Source organism: Psychrobacter sp. UBA2514 (assembly GCF_002341255.1).
GTDB lineage: Bacteria > Pseudomonadota > Gammaproteobacteria > Pseudomonadales > Moraxellaceae > Psychrobacter > Psychrobacter pacificensis.
In genome coordinates this window covers 1-15,057 of record NZ_DDNS01000025.1, presented here as the reverse complement: position 1 = coordinate 15,057, position 15,057 = coordinate 1, and the positions used below count along the sequence as shown (strand labels likewise).

Annotated in this window: 13 protein-coding genes and 1 pseudogene; 7 read left to right on the top strand and 7 right to left on the bottom strand. The window is 44.7% G+C overall.

Annotated elements, in window-relative coordinates; translation table 11 throughout:
• Positions 1 to 197: pseudogene (locus tag B3V51_RS08205) on the bottom strand (IS1595 family transposase); the annotation flags it as partial.
• A 395-nt stretch (positions 198 to 592) separates the two neighbouring features.
• On the opposite strand from B3V51_RS08205, the gene B3V51_RS08200 reads away from it, so the two are divergent.
• Both B3V51_RS08200 and B3V51_RS08195 read left to right on the top strand, forming a co-directional pair.
• The gene (locus B3V51_RS08200) at positions 593 to 2,095 is read left to right on the top strand and encodes a peptide MFS transporter (RefSeq protein ID WP_186475407.1); all 1,503 of its coding nucleotides are present in this window, start codon (positions 593 to 595) and stop codon (positions 2,093 to 2,095) included.
• Positions 2,096 to 2,367: 272 nt separating this feature from the next.
• A complete protein-coding gene (locus tag B3V51_RS08195; RefSeq protein ID WP_186474934.1) occupies positions 2,368 to 4,185 on the top strand; it encodes an aminopeptidase P family protein in 1,818 nt (605 codons plus the stop codon).
• A gap of 109 nt (positions 4,186 to 4,294) precedes the next feature.
• On the opposite strand, the gene B3V51_RS08190 is transcribed toward B3V51_RS08195, so the two are convergent.
• The 3 genes from B3V51_RS08190 to B3V51_RS08180 all read right to left on the bottom strand — a co-directional run bounded on the left by B3V51_RS08190 (position 4,295) and on the right by B3V51_RS08180 (position 8,128).
• The gene (locus B3V51_RS08190; RefSeq protein WP_212564103.1) at positions 4,295 to 5,080 is read right to left on the bottom strand and encodes a hypothetical protein; all 786 of its coding nucleotides are present in this window, start codon (positions 5,078 to 5,080) and stop codon (positions 4,295 to 4,297) included.
• Positions 5,081 to 5,248: 168 nt separating this feature from the next.
• On the bottom strand, positions 5,249 to 6,583 hold the full coding sequence (gene fabF / locus B3V51_RS08185; protein ID WP_212564478.1) for a beta-ketoacyl-ACP synthase II: 1,335 nt from the start codon (positions 6,581 to 6,583) through the stop codon (positions 5,249 to 5,251).
• Positions 6,584 to 6,736: 153 nt separating this feature from the next.
• Entirely contained in the window at positions 6,737 to 8,128 is a 1,392-nt protein-coding gene (locus tag B3V51_RS08180; RefSeq protein ID WP_212564104.1) for an anhydro-N-acetylmuramic acid kinase, read from the bottom strand.
• Positions 8,129 to 8,271: 143 nt separating this feature from the next.
• Between B3V51_RS08180 and tyrS the strand changes: the two genes are divergently transcribed.
• The 3 genes from tyrS to B3V51_RS08165 are packed head-to-tail and all read left to right on the top strand — an operon-like array spanning position 8,272 to position 10,366.
• The gene (gene tyrS, locus B3V51_RS08175) at positions 8,272 to 9,486 is read left to right on the top strand and encodes a tyrosine--tRNA ligase (protein WP_186474931.1); all 1,215 of its coding nucleotides are present in this window, start codon (positions 8,272 to 8,274) and stop codon (positions 9,484 to 9,486) included.
• Between the two features lie 38 nt (positions 9,487 to 9,524).
• Positions 9,525 to 10,103, top strand: a complete 579-nt coding sequence (locus B3V51_RS08170) for a GNAT family N-acetyltransferase (RefSeq protein WP_186474930.1) — start codon at positions 9,525 to 9,527, stop codon at positions 10,101 to 10,103.
• A gap of 23 nt (positions 10,104 to 10,126) precedes the next feature.
• Positions 10,127 to 10,366, top strand: coding sequence for a DUF1653 domain-containing protein (locus tag B3V51_RS08165; protein ID WP_186474929.1), 240 nt, complete (start codon positions 10,127 to 10,129; stop codon positions 10,364 to 10,366).
• Here B3V51_RS08165 and B3V51_RS08160 read toward each other — a convergent pair.
• Positions 10,363 to 11,391, bottom strand: coding sequence for an alpha/beta fold hydrolase (locus B3V51_RS08160; RefSeq protein WP_186474928.1), 1,029 nt, complete (start codon positions 11,389 to 11,391; stop codon positions 10,363 to 10,365). The two genes, B3V51_RS08165 and B3V51_RS08160, sit on opposite strands and share 4 nt — an antisense overlap.
• Positions 11,392 to 11,566: 175 nt before the next feature.
• Here B3V51_RS08160 and B3V51_RS08155 point away from each other — a divergent pair, with 175 nt between their 5' ends.
• Positions 11,567 to 12,220 (top strand): hypothetical protein, encoded by a 654-nt coding sequence (locus tag B3V51_RS08155; protein ID WP_186474927.1) that lies wholly within the window; start codon positions 11,567 to 11,569, stop codon positions 12,218 to 12,220.
• 19 nt (positions 12,221 to 12,239) lie between these two features.
• Here B3V51_RS08155 and B3V51_RS08150 read toward each other — a convergent pair whose 3' ends face one another.
• Together B3V51_RS08150 and upp are read right to left on the bottom strand one after the other, a co-directional pair.
• Positions 12,240 to 12,992, bottom strand: a complete 753-nt coding sequence (locus B3V51_RS08150; RefSeq protein WP_186474926.1) for an SDR family NAD(P)-dependent oxidoreductase — start codon at positions 12,990 to 12,992, stop codon at positions 12,240 to 12,242.
• A gap of 73 nt (positions 12,993 to 13,065) precedes the next feature.
• Complete coding sequence (upp, locus tag B3V51_RS08145) at positions 13,066 to 13,725, bottom strand: uracil phosphoribosyltransferase (RefSeq protein WP_058023728.1); 660 nt, start codon at positions 13,723 to 13,725, stop codon at positions 13,066 to 13,068.
• Positions 13,726 to 14,093: 368 nt separating this feature from the next.
• On the opposite strand from upp, the gene B3V51_RS08140 reads away from it, so the two are divergent.
• On the top strand, positions 14,094 to 14,795 hold the full coding sequence (locus B3V51_RS08140) for a DNA glycosylase (protein ID WP_286708228.1): 702 nt from the start codon (positions 14,094 to 14,096) through the stop codon (positions 14,793 to 14,795).
• The last annotated feature ends 262 nt before the right edge of the window (positions 14,796 to 15,057 follow it).

Below are 15,057 nucleotides of genomic sequence, written 5' to 3'. Positions count from 1 at the left end.
TCTACTTCGATTTCGCCTTCAAATAGACCAGGGTCTTGACTATTCTCGTAAATAAGCACTCGTAGCCTATGAAAGTAATAACTGGCTGTGGTTTTATTAACACCAATTAGGCTTGCTGCTGTTCTCGCGGTAGAACCGGCAACAAATAGCTCGATGAGTCTGTTTTGTTTATACCAACTTAGTTTACTCTTTCTCATAGTGCTATCCTAAATAATTTTACTTATCTAGGACAGCCCCTTTTTGACATTGCAATTTATTGTTTATATAGCAAAAAACGACTCTTAAATGAGTGGTTATCAAAGTCTCTACTAGCAGTAATATCAATACGATAGGACTGCATTGAAGACCACAAAAAAGCTCGTTCTCAGCGATTGAGAGCGAGCTTTTTTGTGGGTATTTGTGTAATTTTTAGCCAACTTTTTCTTTACTTGGGTATAACCAAGTGAAACAATGTTCCGCCTATATGACCGCTTATCGGAATAATTAGGCATTTGGTCATTACCAAAATAACCTTTAAAGGAATAAAGTTGTGAGTACACAATCAAAATCAGAAGCTAGTGCGGCTGAGCTGCAAGCACTAGACAATGGCTTTATGGGTCATCCTGCGCCATTACGCTCGTTGTTTTTTACTGAGATGTGGGAGCGTTTCTCTTACTACAGTATCCGCCCGCTACTCGTGCTATTTATGGTGGCAACTGTGAGCAGTGGTGGTTTTGGGTTCGATGAAGTCACGGCGTCTGCTATCTATGGTATTTTTGCCGGTTCCTTATATTTGGCAGCCGTACCGGGCGGTTGGCTAGCAGATAACTGGCTGGGTCAAGAGCGTGCCCTGTGGTGGGGCAGTATTGTGATTGCCCTTGGTCACTTATGTATTGCGCTTTCTGCCATGTTTGGTATGACGCTGTTTTTTGTCGGTTTGATCTGTATTGTCTTGGGTTCAGGACTGTTCAAAACCTGTATCTCAGTGATGGTTGGCGCTTTGTATCCTAAGGGTGACGCTCGCCGTGATGGCGGTTTTACCTTATTTTATATGGGTATCAATATTGGCGCGCTATTGGCGGCGCTCATCGTTGGCGTATTCAAAGAAAAAGGCATGTGGCATGTCGGCTTTGGCGTTGGTGGTTTAGGGATGCTCGTATCCTTGCTTACCTACCGCTTTATCGCCCGCAAGAACTTGACGCGTTATGCGCAGGCCAAAGGTGTCGATGCTGAGTGGGAGCAATCCAATGATCAGTACAAAAACATTGGCCGTTGGGTAGGTGGTTTTGTGGCATTGTTGGTCGCTGCGGTGCTGTTAATCTCTACGGGTATGGTGTCATTCAATCCTGAGATGGTGGCGGAGTATATGACCTATATCATTGCAGCCGTTGTCATCCTTTACTTTGCCATTATGTTTATTTCACCGCGATTGGATAAGACGGACAAACTGCGCTTATTGATTTGTTTTATTTTAATCATTGGTTCTACGCTATTTTGGTCAAGTTTTGAGCAGCAGCCAACCTCTTTTAACCTATTTGCCGATCGTTATACAGACCTGAATATTATGGGGTTTGAGATACCAAGTATTTGGTTTCAGTCACTAAACCCACTATTTATCTTAATATTGGCACCGATCGTTAGTATCATTTGGGTCAAGCTAGGAAACAGAGGCCTTGAGCCGAGCAGTATGGCGAAATTTGCACTTGGTATGCTACTTGCCGCCGCTGGTTTTGCCTTGATGATTTTTGCCTCAAAAAGCATCTTAGTGCCTGGTGCTGGTTTAGCGTCGCCCTTATGGTTGGTAGGAAGTCTGCTGTTATTGACTCTTGGTGAGCTTGCGCTTAGCCCGGTAGGTCTGTCATCAATGACCAAGCTTGCGCCAAAAGGCATGCAAGGTCAGATGATGGGGCTTTTCTTTGCTTCTATTGCGATGGGTAATTTGGTTGCGGCATTCTTTGGTGGTCATGTTTCAGCGGACAAAATCGAAGGTTTGCCGACTTTATTTACCACTATGACGATTTTCTTGGTAGTCTCTGCCGTGATACTGTTGGTATTGGCTAAGCCTATCAATAATATGCTGCAAAAAAGCGAGCACGCTGACGAGGTACGCCAATAAAGACAGATAACTGGTGTATGCAAATCCTCTATCATGCCCTTAGAATCAGTCCATAACTCATGATAAGACGTGTTACCATAACTGGCAGCACGTTTTATTATTTCAATCAGTGAGATATTTTTTAGGCTATTGAAAGCCTACATTCTGCCCAAACATCTAGTTATGTTCTACTGCAATACTATCAAGCAGCATCTAATAAGACGACTATTCATAGTTGCTACTCACCTCTCGATTTCTAAATAATTTATCTAAAATAAATAAGGACACATTCAATGAATAAACAAATTATCCAAGCGCGTATCGATACGCTACGCAAAACACTAGTGGCTCAAGATCTCACGGCGATTATCGTGCCCTCTGCTGATCCACATCTGTCTGAGTATTTGCCAGAGTATTGGCAAACCCGTCAGTGGCTATCAGGATTTACAGGTTCAGTAGGCACTTTGGTTGTGACGGCTGATTTTGCCGGTCTATGGACGGATAGTCGTTATTGGGTACATGCCGCTGAGCAGCTAGAGGGTACGGGTATCACGTTGGAGAAGTTGGCACCTGGTCAGCCAAACCATATCGACTGGCTGGCCGATCATTTGCAAGAGGGCGATAGCGTCGCCATAGACGGTAATGTGCTCTCTATCGCTGAGCAAGATCGACTATTGAGTGCATTTGATGCCAATGATATTACCTTGATCACTGAACGTGACGTATTGACGAGCGTTTGGACAGATCGTCCTGCGCTGCCAGATGCCAAATTGTATGCACATGATGAGCAGTTTGTTGCGCAGTCTGCGACCTCAAAGCTTGCAGCAGTACGCGCAGGTATGAAGGATGCTGGCGCAACCCATCATCTGCTCTCAAGCTTAGATGACATCGCTTGGCTGACGAACTTGCGCGGTGCTGATGTTGATTACAACCCAGTGTTCTTAGCACATATGCTGATTGATGCAGACAGCGCAACATTGTTTGTTGATACTGATAAAGCGTGCGAAGATATTGTACAAAGTCTAAAAGATAGCGGTATCACATTGGCTGATTACTCTGCTGTACAAGATGCATTGAGTTCATTAACACCAGAAGATCTATTGCTGTTAGACCCAAATAAAGTTGCCGTTGGGACACTCTCCAAAATGGCAGACAATATTGGCTTTATTGAGCAAATGGCACCAAGCACACTGCTCAAGTCTGTCAAGTCTGACTCAGATATCGATCATGTGCGTGAGGCCATGCGTCAAGACGGTGCGGCTTTAGCAGCGTTCTTTTCTGAGTTTGAACAGCGTCTAGCAGCAGGCGAGCGCCTGAGTGAGCTGGATGTAGATAGTATGCTGATAGAGGTGCGTAGCCGTCAGCCGCATTATGTATCGCCAAGCTTTCCAACTATCGCAGGTTTCAATGAAAATGGGGCATTGCCACATTACCGCGCGACGCCAGAGAAATTCAGTTATCTTGATGTGGCTGAGGGTGAAGGTGGTTTACTACTCATTGACTCAGGTGCTCAGTACCAAAACGGTACGACAGATATCACTCGCGTGGTCGGTATTGGCCAAGTTACCGCTGAGCACAAACGTGACTTTACGACCGTACTCAAAGCCCATATTGCACTCGCTCATGCCCATTTCCCTGATGGTATCGCCTCTCCATTAATTGATGCGATTTGCCGCGCCCCATTGTGGCAAGCTCAGATGGACTATGGTCATGGTACTGGTCACGGTGTTGGTTATTTCTTAAATGTGCATGAAGGCCCACAAGTCATTGCTTATAGCGCGAGCACACCAAAAGAGCGTGCGATGAAAGTCGGTATGATCTCAAGCAATGAGCCAGGTCTATACCGTGAGGGTAAGTGGGGCATCCGTATCGAAAACTTGGTTGTGAATACACCAGTTGCCAATCCTACTGAGACAGAATTTGGTCAATTCTTACACTTCGAAACCATCACTTATTGCCCAATCGACACGCGTCTGATTGAGCCATCACTACTGGATCAAGTCGAGATCGATTGGTTAAATAGCTATCACAGTCAAGTCTATGCAGAGTTAAATGATCGCGTAGAAGGTGCCGCCCTTGAGTGGTTGACTGAACGTACCAAAGCCATTTAATACCAAGATCAAAACATTAACTAAAAGTACTAAAAAGCCCCGTAAATAATTTACGGGGCTTTTTAATGTTTGTGCTGCAAGGCTTTTTAGAAAATAGAAATTGTTGCCATTAGTGAATATTTTTCTTAGGCGCGTTTTCAGTGGTAGCTGACGTATTTTGCTCACTGAAATGCTGTGTCATCTCGGCACGTAGCCAAGATTTTAGGTTTTCAGACATGAGCATCATTTGCTCACTCAAGTAGTCGTCGATTTGGTTTTCAAGCTCACGAATCAGTGTCTGATCCGTCGCATCCAGCTCACTGTCTTCTAGTACCAAGTTGATCGTGGTATTGGCGTTGTCTGGTATATTTTTGATGGGTTTATCACTCAGGGTAGCAGCCTGTTTGCTAATCGTCTGACTGTCAGTGCTGTTGTTATTCTCACCACTTGCTGCGCCCGTGCTGACCTTCTCAGTTTTTAGGTGATCCACCGCATCGTCTACAGCCTCTTGTTCGGTTAGATTGTCTTTTTTATTATGGGTTTTATTTGCAGCCAGCTCCTCATTTTTTTCTTGTTCTTTTTGAGCTGCTTCTGCTTTGCGCGCCGTCTCTTCGGCCTCTTTCTTCTGGGCTTCTTCCAACTGCTGCTTTTCAGCCGCCGCGCGTTCTTGTTCTTGTTTGTCTATGATCGCTTTGGCAATGGCTTGCTCGGCATTATAGTTGTTATACAGCTCATCCACATACGCATCTAAATCATGTGTATTGAACTCAAAGCTCTCAAATACAGTCTCTGCTTGTAGTAGGGTCGTGATGTCTTTTAGCTCTTGGGTAATGGCTGCGCGTACGGTCTCAGGTGCACACGTCCAATGCTGATAAAACTGATGGGAAAATGAGTAGCTTGACATGGTATCTTCCATAAATGTTCCAAAAATTACCCCTTATCATACGCAAGTACGATAAGGGGCTGCAAGTGGACAAACGTAGCCAAACTGACACCAACGTTACAACGTGGCAAAGTAGCGAAGCGACAAAGTGAGCATACGATAAAGCGGTATCGTATCGCATGATAGGCTTTTGGCTACGAGTTATTGATTGACAGGCCAGCGTGCAAATATCAAAGATCCATTGGTACCGCCAAAGCCGAAGCTGTTGGATACAGCATATTGCAGGTTATCGACCTTACGTGATTGGTTGGCCACATAGTCGAGATTGCAGTTGTCCTCAACCTCTTCTAGGTTAATCGTCGGTGGTACGTGCTGATGCTGTAGGGCAAGCACCGTAAATATGGCTTCCACGCCGCCCGCTGCACCAAGCAGGTGTCCTGTCATAGATTTGGTTGAGCTCACCAAAATACTGTTTTTCACTGGTGAAAACACGGTTTCGATAGCAATTGATTCAGCGACATCACCTGCAGGGGTACTGGTACCGTGCGCATTGACATAACCGACGCTTGCGGGTTCAATCCCAGCATCATTGAGGGCATTACGCATGGCTTTTGCAGCGCCGCTACCATCTTCTGGTGGTGCGGTAATATGGCTCGCGTCATCGCTCATGCCAAACCCGACCAGCTCTGCCAGTATGGTGGCACCGCGCGCTTTGGCGTGAGCAAGGCTTTCTAAGACGACCATGCCAGCACCATCACCCAGTACAAAACCGTCACGGCCTTTATCAAACGGACGTGATGCTTTGGTTGGCTCATCGTTACGCGTGGAGAGGGCATGCATGGCACTAAAACCCGCTATACCAAGCGGGCTTGAGCCTTTTTCACTACCGCCAGCCAACATGACATCAGCATCACCATAAGCAATCAAGCGCGCTGCCAAACCCATAGCATGAGTGGCAGTGGTACAAGCGGTTGATGTGGCAAGATTTGGGCCTTTTAGTGTGTGTTTGATCGCGACCAATCCTGCTGCCATATTGACAATAGATCCTGGGATAATGAAAGGTGATACTTTGGCGGCGCCTTTTTCACGTAGGGTATCTCGGCTGTTTTCGATGGTTTGGATACCACCAATACCTGAACCCAAGATAATACCAAAGCGATCTTGGTCAACCTCTTGTACTGGCGCATCAGCAGCGCTGACTTCATCGATAAACCCAGCATTCTTCAATGCCATAGAAGACGCTGCAATCCCGTAATGTATAAACTCATCATAGCGGCGCGCATCTTTGGCGCTCATGTACTGCTTGGCATCGAAATCTTTGATCACACCTGCGATTTGTGCGCGGTAGCCAGTCGCATCAAAATGGGTGATCGGTGAGATACCGCTGTCGCCATTGAGCAATTTGGTCCATGAGCTATCCACGTCTAGACCAAGCGGGGTGATGGCACCCATACCAGTCACCACCACACGCGTATCATCAGAGCGCTCATAATGAGGCGGTTTTTGACGCGATTTGTATAAAGGAGCTGCGGTCATATTATTTGTGTCATCATTGGTGGCTTGGTCGATAGGTGAAGTGCTGTGTTGGCTCATGCGATATGTCCTATACTTACGGGTCCTAAGAGGATGGCGTTTTTAAAGTTATTATAAAACACATTGGTGCACGTATGTAAACTAAAATCTAACTGGTCAGGCAAAGCAAACTTGCCCCAATACCACACCTTTATTGGCACCAGTTACAGCGGGTAGATTACCAGTTTCACCCATCAATGTTTGTCTGGCTAACCAAGCAAAAGCGACTGACTCTACCCATGTTGGTGCCAGCCCTAAATGATCTGTGGTCATTACCGTAGAGTGGGGTAGATGGGCTTGCAGACGCGTCATCAGATAATCGTTCAAAGCACCGCCACCGCAGACAGACACCGAGCTATTTTTATCAGTAGTTATAAAATTATTGATCTGCGCGCTTGCACTGATGGCAGTTAGCTCAGTCAAAGTGGCTTGTACATCTGCAGATGAGTAGCGGGTATAGACAGAAGCCTGATCGAATGTTTGTAGCTCATCTTGTAGCCAAGCTAAGTTGAAAACTTCGCGCCCCGTGCTTTTTGGATGAGGCTGAGTAAAGAACGGATGTGCCAACAGCTGCTCGAGTAGTGGCTCGATAATTTTCCCAGACTGCGCCCAAGCACCGCTCGCATCATAGCTATTATCATTATGCAATGCTGTCCACGCATCCAATAGTAAGTTTGCAGGTCCCGTATCGTAGCCAACAACCTGATCTTTTCCATCAGCAGGCAAGACGGTTATATTAGCAATACCACCCAAATTTAATATCACGCGTGTATTATCGGATGTGCCAAACAGTGCTTGGTGGAAGGCAGGTACCAAAGGCGCACCTTGACCACCAACTGCCATGTCACGGCGGCGAAAATCACTGACAACGCTAATACCAGTACGCTCAGCGATGATATTGGCATCGACCAATTGCAAGCTAAAACCCATCTGCGGACGATGGCGTACCGTTTGCCCATGACAGCCAATCGCCAGTACTGATTCAGCATCGATATCTGCTTGCTGTAATAAGGTATTGACTACTTCGCTGGCAAATTCCGCATATTCGCGGCTTGCCCAACCAAACCAGTCAAGCTCGCTAGTTGGCTCATCGGCCTCTGGTACGAGTTGATTCACACCATTGGGCTGACATAATGCCAGTAGGACCTCACGCAATCGTGGTGGAAAATCTTGACTATACGTCGCCAGCAGCTGCATTGGTGGTTGGCTGCTGCCTTCATCACTGATGCTTTCTTTGTTGGTAGTTTCTTTATCGCCCATGTCATGATTAAACTGACAAATAACCGCATCCATCCCGTCCAAACTGGTGCCTGACATCATGCCGATATATAAACCATCATCGAAGCTTTCAAACACCGTTTGCTCAAGCGCGTCGGTCAGTGTGGCATAGTTCGAATTATCATCGGTCAAATCATCAATATCGTCTGAGCCATTACCCAAACCATTATTCATAAGTAAGTCGGCGATAGCATTGTGTTCAGTGTCAGCAATGGATGCGGGGTTGGTCATGGCAATTTACCTTAAAAAACGCTAGTATATCCGTCAAATTCTAGCATTTTTTCTAACCCTTTGAGCTTCTAAACGTCATAAGGGGTTGCGCCAGTAACCAATATTCCTAAAAATCCCAATTCAAGCGATATATAGAGAGCATCATGACCGATCAAACCTACACCCTAGAAGAACAACTGGCCCTAATTCAGCGCGGTACGCAAGAGATATTATCTGAAGACGACTTAGTGGCTAAGCTAAAGCTCAACCGTCCGCTACGTATCAAGGCAGGCTTTGATCCTACCGCGCCTGATTTGCATTTAGGTCATACGGTACTGATCAATAAACTCAAGCATTTTCAAGATTTGGGTCATGAGATTTATTTTCTAATCGGTGACTACACCGCTAAAATTGGTGACCCTTCTGGTAAAAATAGCACGCGTCCGCCATTGACTGATGAGCAAATCAAAGCCAATGCTACGACCTACGCTGAGCAAGTATTCAAAATCTTGGACAAAGAAAAAACCCGCGTGGTCTTCAACTCTGAGTGGTTCAGTGACATGAGCGCCGCTGATATGATTCAGCTTGCGAGCCAGCAGACGGTCTCGCGTATGCTTGAGCGCGATGACTTCTCGAAACGTTACGCATCGCAAACACCTATCTCAATTCATGAGTTTCTCTACCCATTGGTACAAGGCTATGATTCTATCGCCCTAAAAGCGGATGTTGAGCTAGGTGGTACAGATCAGACCTTTAACTTATTGATGGGTCGTACGTTGCAAGGCCGTTATGGTCAAGAGCCGCAAGTGTGTATTACGGTGCCGATCTTAGAAGGTTTGGACGGTGTCAATAAAATGTCTAAGTCGCTCGGCAACTATGTTGCTATCTATGATGCACCAGGCACCATGTACCAAAAAATTCTGTCGATGCCAGATACCTTAATCCAACGCTATTTTGAGTTTTTGAGCTTTAAGCCAATGGACGAAATCGAAGGCTTGATGGCGGAAATGGAAGCTGGTCGTAATCCACAAGAAATCAAACGTATCCTAGCCGAAGAATTGATTGAGCGTTTCCATGATGCGGATGCCGCTGCCAACGCGCATAAATCAGCGGGCAATGTCCTAGCAGATGGTGAGTTGCCCGTTGATTTGCCAGAAGTGACATTGACGCTTGAAGAGGGTCAAGAGGCCTTGTTTATCACACAGATATTAAACCAAGCAGGTTTAGCAAAAAATAGTGCAGCGGCAAAAGACATGATCAAGCGTAATGCAGTCAAAGTCGATGGTGAGGTGGTCAATGCTGGCTTTAGCTTAACCTCAGGTCAAACAGTTGTGATTCAAGCTGGTAAAAAGGCTTATGCAAAAGTGACGGTTGCTTAAGCGCTTGCCCATATCAATAATGGCTTGAGGAGAGATAAATGCTAGAACAGGTTACCTTATCGGGTAATGGCATTATCCTTGAGCCATTAACGCACGCTCATGCTACTGACTTGATTGAGGCTTGCCAAGATGGTGCGCTGTGGCAGATAAACGAGACGTCTATACCTGAGCCAGACAAGGTCATGGATTATATTAATGTTGCAGATTCAATGACGGATAGGCAAGCTTTTGCCGTCATTGATGAGCGTACTGGTAAAGCGATTGGCTCAACCAGCTTCCATGACATTTTGCCGACTACCAAAAGATTAGAGATTGGCTATACTTGGTATGCCAAATCTTACTGGCGCACGCATGTCAACACAACCTGTAAGCTCATACTGCTCACTTATATATTTGAAACGCTACAATATCAAACCGTAGGCTGGCGTACAGATGTCGATAATCATCGCTCACAACAAGCCATCGAGCGCTTAGGTGCCAAAAAGGATGGTGTGATTCGTGGCAATCGAGTACGCCGTGACGGCGTTATTTCAGATACCGTGATGTATAGTATGGTCTATTCTGAATGGGCGGGTATAAAACCCAAGCTTGCAGCAAAAGTACAAAGCATCTTTTAATTATCAATATAAATGAGTGGTTTATGTCTCAAAAAAATCAAAATTCGGTAGCCCAAGGCATTTACCGACACTATAAAGGCAATCTTTACCAAGTATTGCATACCGCGCATCATTCCGAAACCGAAGAAGCTTTAGTCGTTTATCGTTGTCTTTATGGTGAGTACGGCGTATGGGTACGACCGCTGTCGATGTTTGCTGAAACTGTGATGCGTGATGGCACAGAAGTGCCTAGATTTGAGCTGATAAAACCCCTAGTGGATTAACTCATGAACTTGGCAGCATCTCCTAAAAAAGCGACTTTACTAAGTCGCTTTTTGGTTGCGACTCGTAAATCATTCTCACAAAACTTCTTTAACACCTTATGAAAACCAATCGGCTCATCCATAGGGACGGCATGTCCTGAGCGCGGTAGGATGACGTCACGAGCATTGGGTAGCATACGTGTGATTTCTTGCTGCCAATTGGGATCATAGAGTTTTGATTGACCACCAATGAGACTGACCACTGGGATGGTGACGTTTTCTATACCTGCCCGAAAATCATAAGGTATGGCGAGATACGCCTGCAGGCAGCGCATTTTGTGTTGCCATGTTTGGTGATTATAAAATGCCAGCTTATGATCGTTTTGATGAGTAAGTGCTTGTACGACAGCTTTTGAGCGTGGACGGCTGACAGACAGTAAAGAAAACAATCTTTCAACATCGGTCACGCGGCGCTTGAGAGAAAACGGCAAGTGCGTAAAGTGTTCAACGTGCGCGTACGGCAGTGTCCTATCGACAATTTCTTGAAACACGGCAAACCTCTCTTTTTGCCGATCCCCAAACAATCCGCCTTGCCAATCTGGTTGATTGTGAATCACAGGGCTTTGATCAATATTTAGATAGCGACTGACTCTGGCTGTACCAAAACGTTCAAAATATGACCACATCACAAGCGCACCCATCGAAATCGCGGCAATGGGTAATGACTCTACGTGACGACTCAGGCAGATGTGCTCAATCACTGTATCAATATCCTCAGCATACTGATGCACGAAATCAAACTGCGTCAACTCAATATTTTTTGCCGCACCAAAACCTCGAAAATGTGGCAAGTAAAATTCATATTTACCAATCAGTGGCAGTATAAAAGGTAAAAACTCACGCGCATCCATGCCATAAGCATGCATCATCATGATGGGTTTACCATTCCCAATGACAGATATGGGTAGCGCCGTACCATCAGCTGTCTTTATATCGATTGTTCGTAATCGATATGATGCGGGTAGAGAAAAAAGGAGGTTTTTCATAGAATGACATCACTTTTGGTTATCAAGCCATCTTGGTTGAGTGGTCAAGATGTATTTTTACAAACGTATTCATACCGCGAATAAAAGACTGTTATATTGAAGCAGTCATCTGACCATAGCATAGAATTTAGCTAACGGTAAAAGCAGTAGCGATAACTGATAAGGGTAGAAGGGTATGAGCAAATCGATATTGTCGTCATTGGATAGTAGCTTGTATCCACAGGTCTGGGAGCAGCAGACATTTACCAGTCCACAAGCGCTTTTATTGTCGATGTTGGATAATGAGGTCACGATAGATGCCAATACTTTTACCAAACGACTACTGGCGAACGATATTTATCAAGAATGGATCAATACCACAGTATTCGGACGGTATTTGCATCGCAACTTTACCGCGTTTTATCAACAAACAGAAGACAGTTTTAATGTAGAAATGCCCGCTTTGTTTCGTCAAGAGCTGACCCGCCATGCGCAATATATGCCATTAGGTCAGGTATTATTTTTTGCAGGAGAGATGCCAAAAGTGGTACGACAAACAAAGCTACTCACCACCACCGTCAATCCAGCCACGGCAATCATTAACGCACAAAAAATGGCAACTCATCAGGTTTCTCATTCAAAGGTAATCGTTAATCAAATCACCATCGTCGGTAAGCAAGTATTAGGGTTTCCCATACGTCATAATAAGCGCACTAGCGAGCGCCTGCGTAATGAAGTATTGATTATGGACTTTCAGGACTTACGCTTGGTAAATGAGGTAACAATTGAGGACATAAAAAAAAGCAATATAGAGTCATCTATATTGCTTCGGTCTTACGAGTTACGTTGATTGTTAAATAGATGCGCTTTTAACGGTCTTTTTTAGCCACCGTTAGACCGTTATAGGTTTGCGCGACTGGCATCACTTCCAAACGATTGACATTGATATGCGCAGGCGACTCAATCAACCACAGTAATATATCGCCGATATCTTCACCTGTCATGGTCTTAAAGCCATCGTAGACTTTAGCTGCTTTATCGTCATCACCATGGTAGCGCACGTTTGAAAACTCAGTACCCGCGACTACGCCCGGTTCGATATTGGTCACACGCACCTGCGTACCGACAAGGTCAGCACGTAAATTTAAGCTGAACTGTTTGACAAACGCTTTAGTTGCGCCGTACACATTGCCACCAAAGTATGGCCAGCTACCAGCAATCGAGCCGACATTGATGATATATCCGCTATCGCGCTCGACCATCGCTGGCAAGACTGCATGAGTCAATGACATTAGACCTTTAACATTGGTATCGACCATTTGCATCCAATCATCGAGACTGGCTTTGTGAGCAGGCTCTGTACCCAGCGCCAATCCTGCATTATTAACCAAGACATCAATGTGTTTAAAGTCATCAGGCAAGTCAGCAACGATTTGCGGAATAGAATCCGTATCACTCACATCCATCACCACAGGTAAAAAGTTCTCACCTAAAATCTCTGCTAAAGCATTCAGCTTATCGATACGTCTAGCGCAACCAATCACGCGATGACCATTAGCCACCAAACGCTCTGCCAACGCTTTGCCAAAACCCGCGCTCGCTCCTGTAATCAATACGTTCATGATCTATCCTTATTATTGATGTTGTCTGCTGTTGCCATAACCTTGATGACGGCTTTATTTACCCTAATGAGACTTATCTATTTGATAACTGCTTACCAAAGATTTTATCGCCCGCATCGCCTAGACCTGGGATGATGTAACCGTGCTCATCCAAATGGCTGTCTAACGCAGCGGTATAGATAGTTACGTCAGGATGTGCTTCGTTTACCAAACGTACGCCTTCAGGTGCAGCCACCAATACCAATGCTTTGATATTAGTACAGCCATTTTTCTTTAGCATCTCGATGGTCGCAACCATTGAGCCACCCGTAGCTAGCATTGGATCAATGATTAGCGCAGGACGCTTGTCCATGTGACTGACAAATTTTTCAAAGAATGGTACTGGCTGCAGCGTTTCTTCATCACGCTGCAAACCGACCACAGAAATCTTAGCAGTAGGAATTAGATCGAGCACCCCATCAAGCATGCCAATACCCGCACGCAAAATCGGCACGATAGTCGCTGTCTTACCAATGATTTGCTCACCCGTGATTTCGCCACACCAGCCTTGCATTGGGAAGGTCTCAATTTCAAAATCACGGCTTGCTTCATAAGCCATCAAGCGTGCAAGCTCTTTGGTCAATGTACGAAATTTATAAGTACTACAGTCTTTTTCGCGCATGAGGCTGAGTTTATGACGGACCAATGGATGATCAATGACCGTAATGTTTAAATCGTTGTTTAAATCACTCATAAGTATTCTCTTGGTTTTTTGTCTGATGCGTGCGCAGTCATTGCGGTTGCTATTAATATAAAAAGATACAAACACTTACCCCACTTTAACTCTGTTTGGTCTCATTGATAGTAAAATAAAAACCTCAATGACCATGCAAATCAAATAAACGTGCTACTTGTATAAGAGTGTAATGTCACCAAAAGTGATCAGTTAGACACTCACAATTGGCAGCCAAGCCTAAACCGCTCAGGCTAAGCGACTATATTATTTTCATATTGTCACACTATTTGAATCGACTAAGTTTGACTGTATGAAATTATCATAAGTGCAGTAGTATCTAGGCTTGCTATGATACCAAAAAAACCGCTTTTCTGATGAAGAATATCATGACTATAACACCATCAAACACCCAAGAAGACGCTAATAACAAGGCTAATAACGAGATAGTAGCAACCGAGAGTTCATCAGGAGAAATTGAAAATCATCCTTTTGCGCCTGTTTTACCACCAAATGCGACTATCATGATGATGGGTACGTTTCCGCCGACTAGCGATAAATGGGCAATGAACTTTCATTATCCCAATTTTTATAATGATATGTGGCGTATCTATGGCCGAGTGTTTTTTGATGACGCTAACTATTTTAGAGTCGGCGATGAGAAGCGCTTTGACCCTGAGCGCATACGCAATTTTATGTTCGAGCGTGGCATCGCTTCTTGCCCAACGGTCAAGCAAGCCATTCGTGAGACGGGTAATGCTTCGGATAAAAATCTAACAGTCGTCACGCCAGTTGATCTAGATGTTATTTTGCCGCAAGTGCCAAAGGTAGCGACATTGTTCACGACAGGAGGCAAGGCGACCGAAGTCCTACTTGGGTTATTAGATGAGTCAATTGCCAAATCAAAACATCCAAAAACCAATCAAAGTATGGATTACCCTTATCAATGGCAGGATGCAGATAAGAAAAAAATGGATGTCAATAACTTAACCTTATATAGATTACCATCGACCTCACGCGCCTATCCCTTATCGTTGGATAAGAAAGTCGCTGCATATAAGGCGTTTTTTGAGAGGATGGGTAAGTTGTAAAGTATAACTATAGAGAGGACTGTTCCAATATAGAATGAAGCTAAAAGGTGGTAAAACGCATCTATCTACTGGAACTAAATATTTTTACTAGGATAAAACATAATCAAGGGCACATATCTACTCATCTCTAGTGCATCAAAAATAACCAACTCCAACCCATTGAAAAAACTACCATTTTATATTCCACTAAAATAATTCCAAAAACATCAACAAAACAGGTTGACACAAAAATTAAACCCTCTATAATACGCCCTCATCAGAC

Coding starts and splice junctions, on each gene's coding strand:
- upp (WP_058023728.1), bottom strand. CDS start 13,725: ATGAGTGATTTAAACAACGATTTAAACATTACGGTCATTGATCATCCA.
- fabF (WP_212564478.1), bottom strand. CDS start 6,583: ATGACCGCAGCTCCTTTATACAAATCGCGTCAAAAACCGCCTCATTAT.
- B3V51_RS08160 (WP_186474928.1), bottom strand. CDS start 11,391: ATGAAAAACCTCCTTTTTTCTCTACCCGCATCATATCGATTACGAACA.
- tyrS (WP_186474931.1), top strand. CDS start 8,272: ATGACCGATCAAACCTACACCCTAGAAGAACAACTGGCCCTAATTCAG.
- B3V51_RS08170 (WP_186474930.1), top strand. CDS start 9,525: ATGCTAGAACAGGTTACCTTATCGGGTAATGGCATTATCCTTGAGCCA.
- B3V51_RS08180 (WP_212564104.1), bottom strand. CDS start 8,128: ATGACCAACCCCGCATCCATTGCTGACACTGAACACAATGCTATCGCC.
- B3V51_RS08190 (WP_212564103.1), bottom strand. CDS start 5,080: ATGGAAGATACCATGTCAAGCTACTCATTTTCCCATCAGTTTTATCAG.
- B3V51_RS08150 (WP_186474926.1), bottom strand. CDS start 12,992: ATGAACGTATTGATTACAGGAGCGAGCGCGGGTTTTGGCAAAGCGTTG.
- B3V51_RS08200 (WP_186475407.1), top strand. CDS start 593: ATGGGTCATCCTGCGCCATTACGCTCGTTGTTTTTTACTGAGATGTGG.
- B3V51_RS08155 (WP_186474927.1), top strand. CDS start 11,567: ATGAGCAAATCGATATTGTCGTCATTGGATAGTAGCTTGTATCCACAG.
- B3V51_RS08140 (WP_286708228.1), top strand. CDS start 14,094: ATGACTATAACACCATCAAACACCCAAGAAGACGCTAATAACAAGGCT.
- B3V51_RS08165 (WP_186474929.1), top strand. CDS start 10,127: ATGTCTCAAAAAAATCAAAATTCGGTAGCCCAAGGCATTTACCGACAC.
- B3V51_RS08195 (WP_186474934.1), top strand. CDS start 2,368: ATGAATAAACAAATTATCCAAGCGCGTATCGATACGCTACGCAAAACA.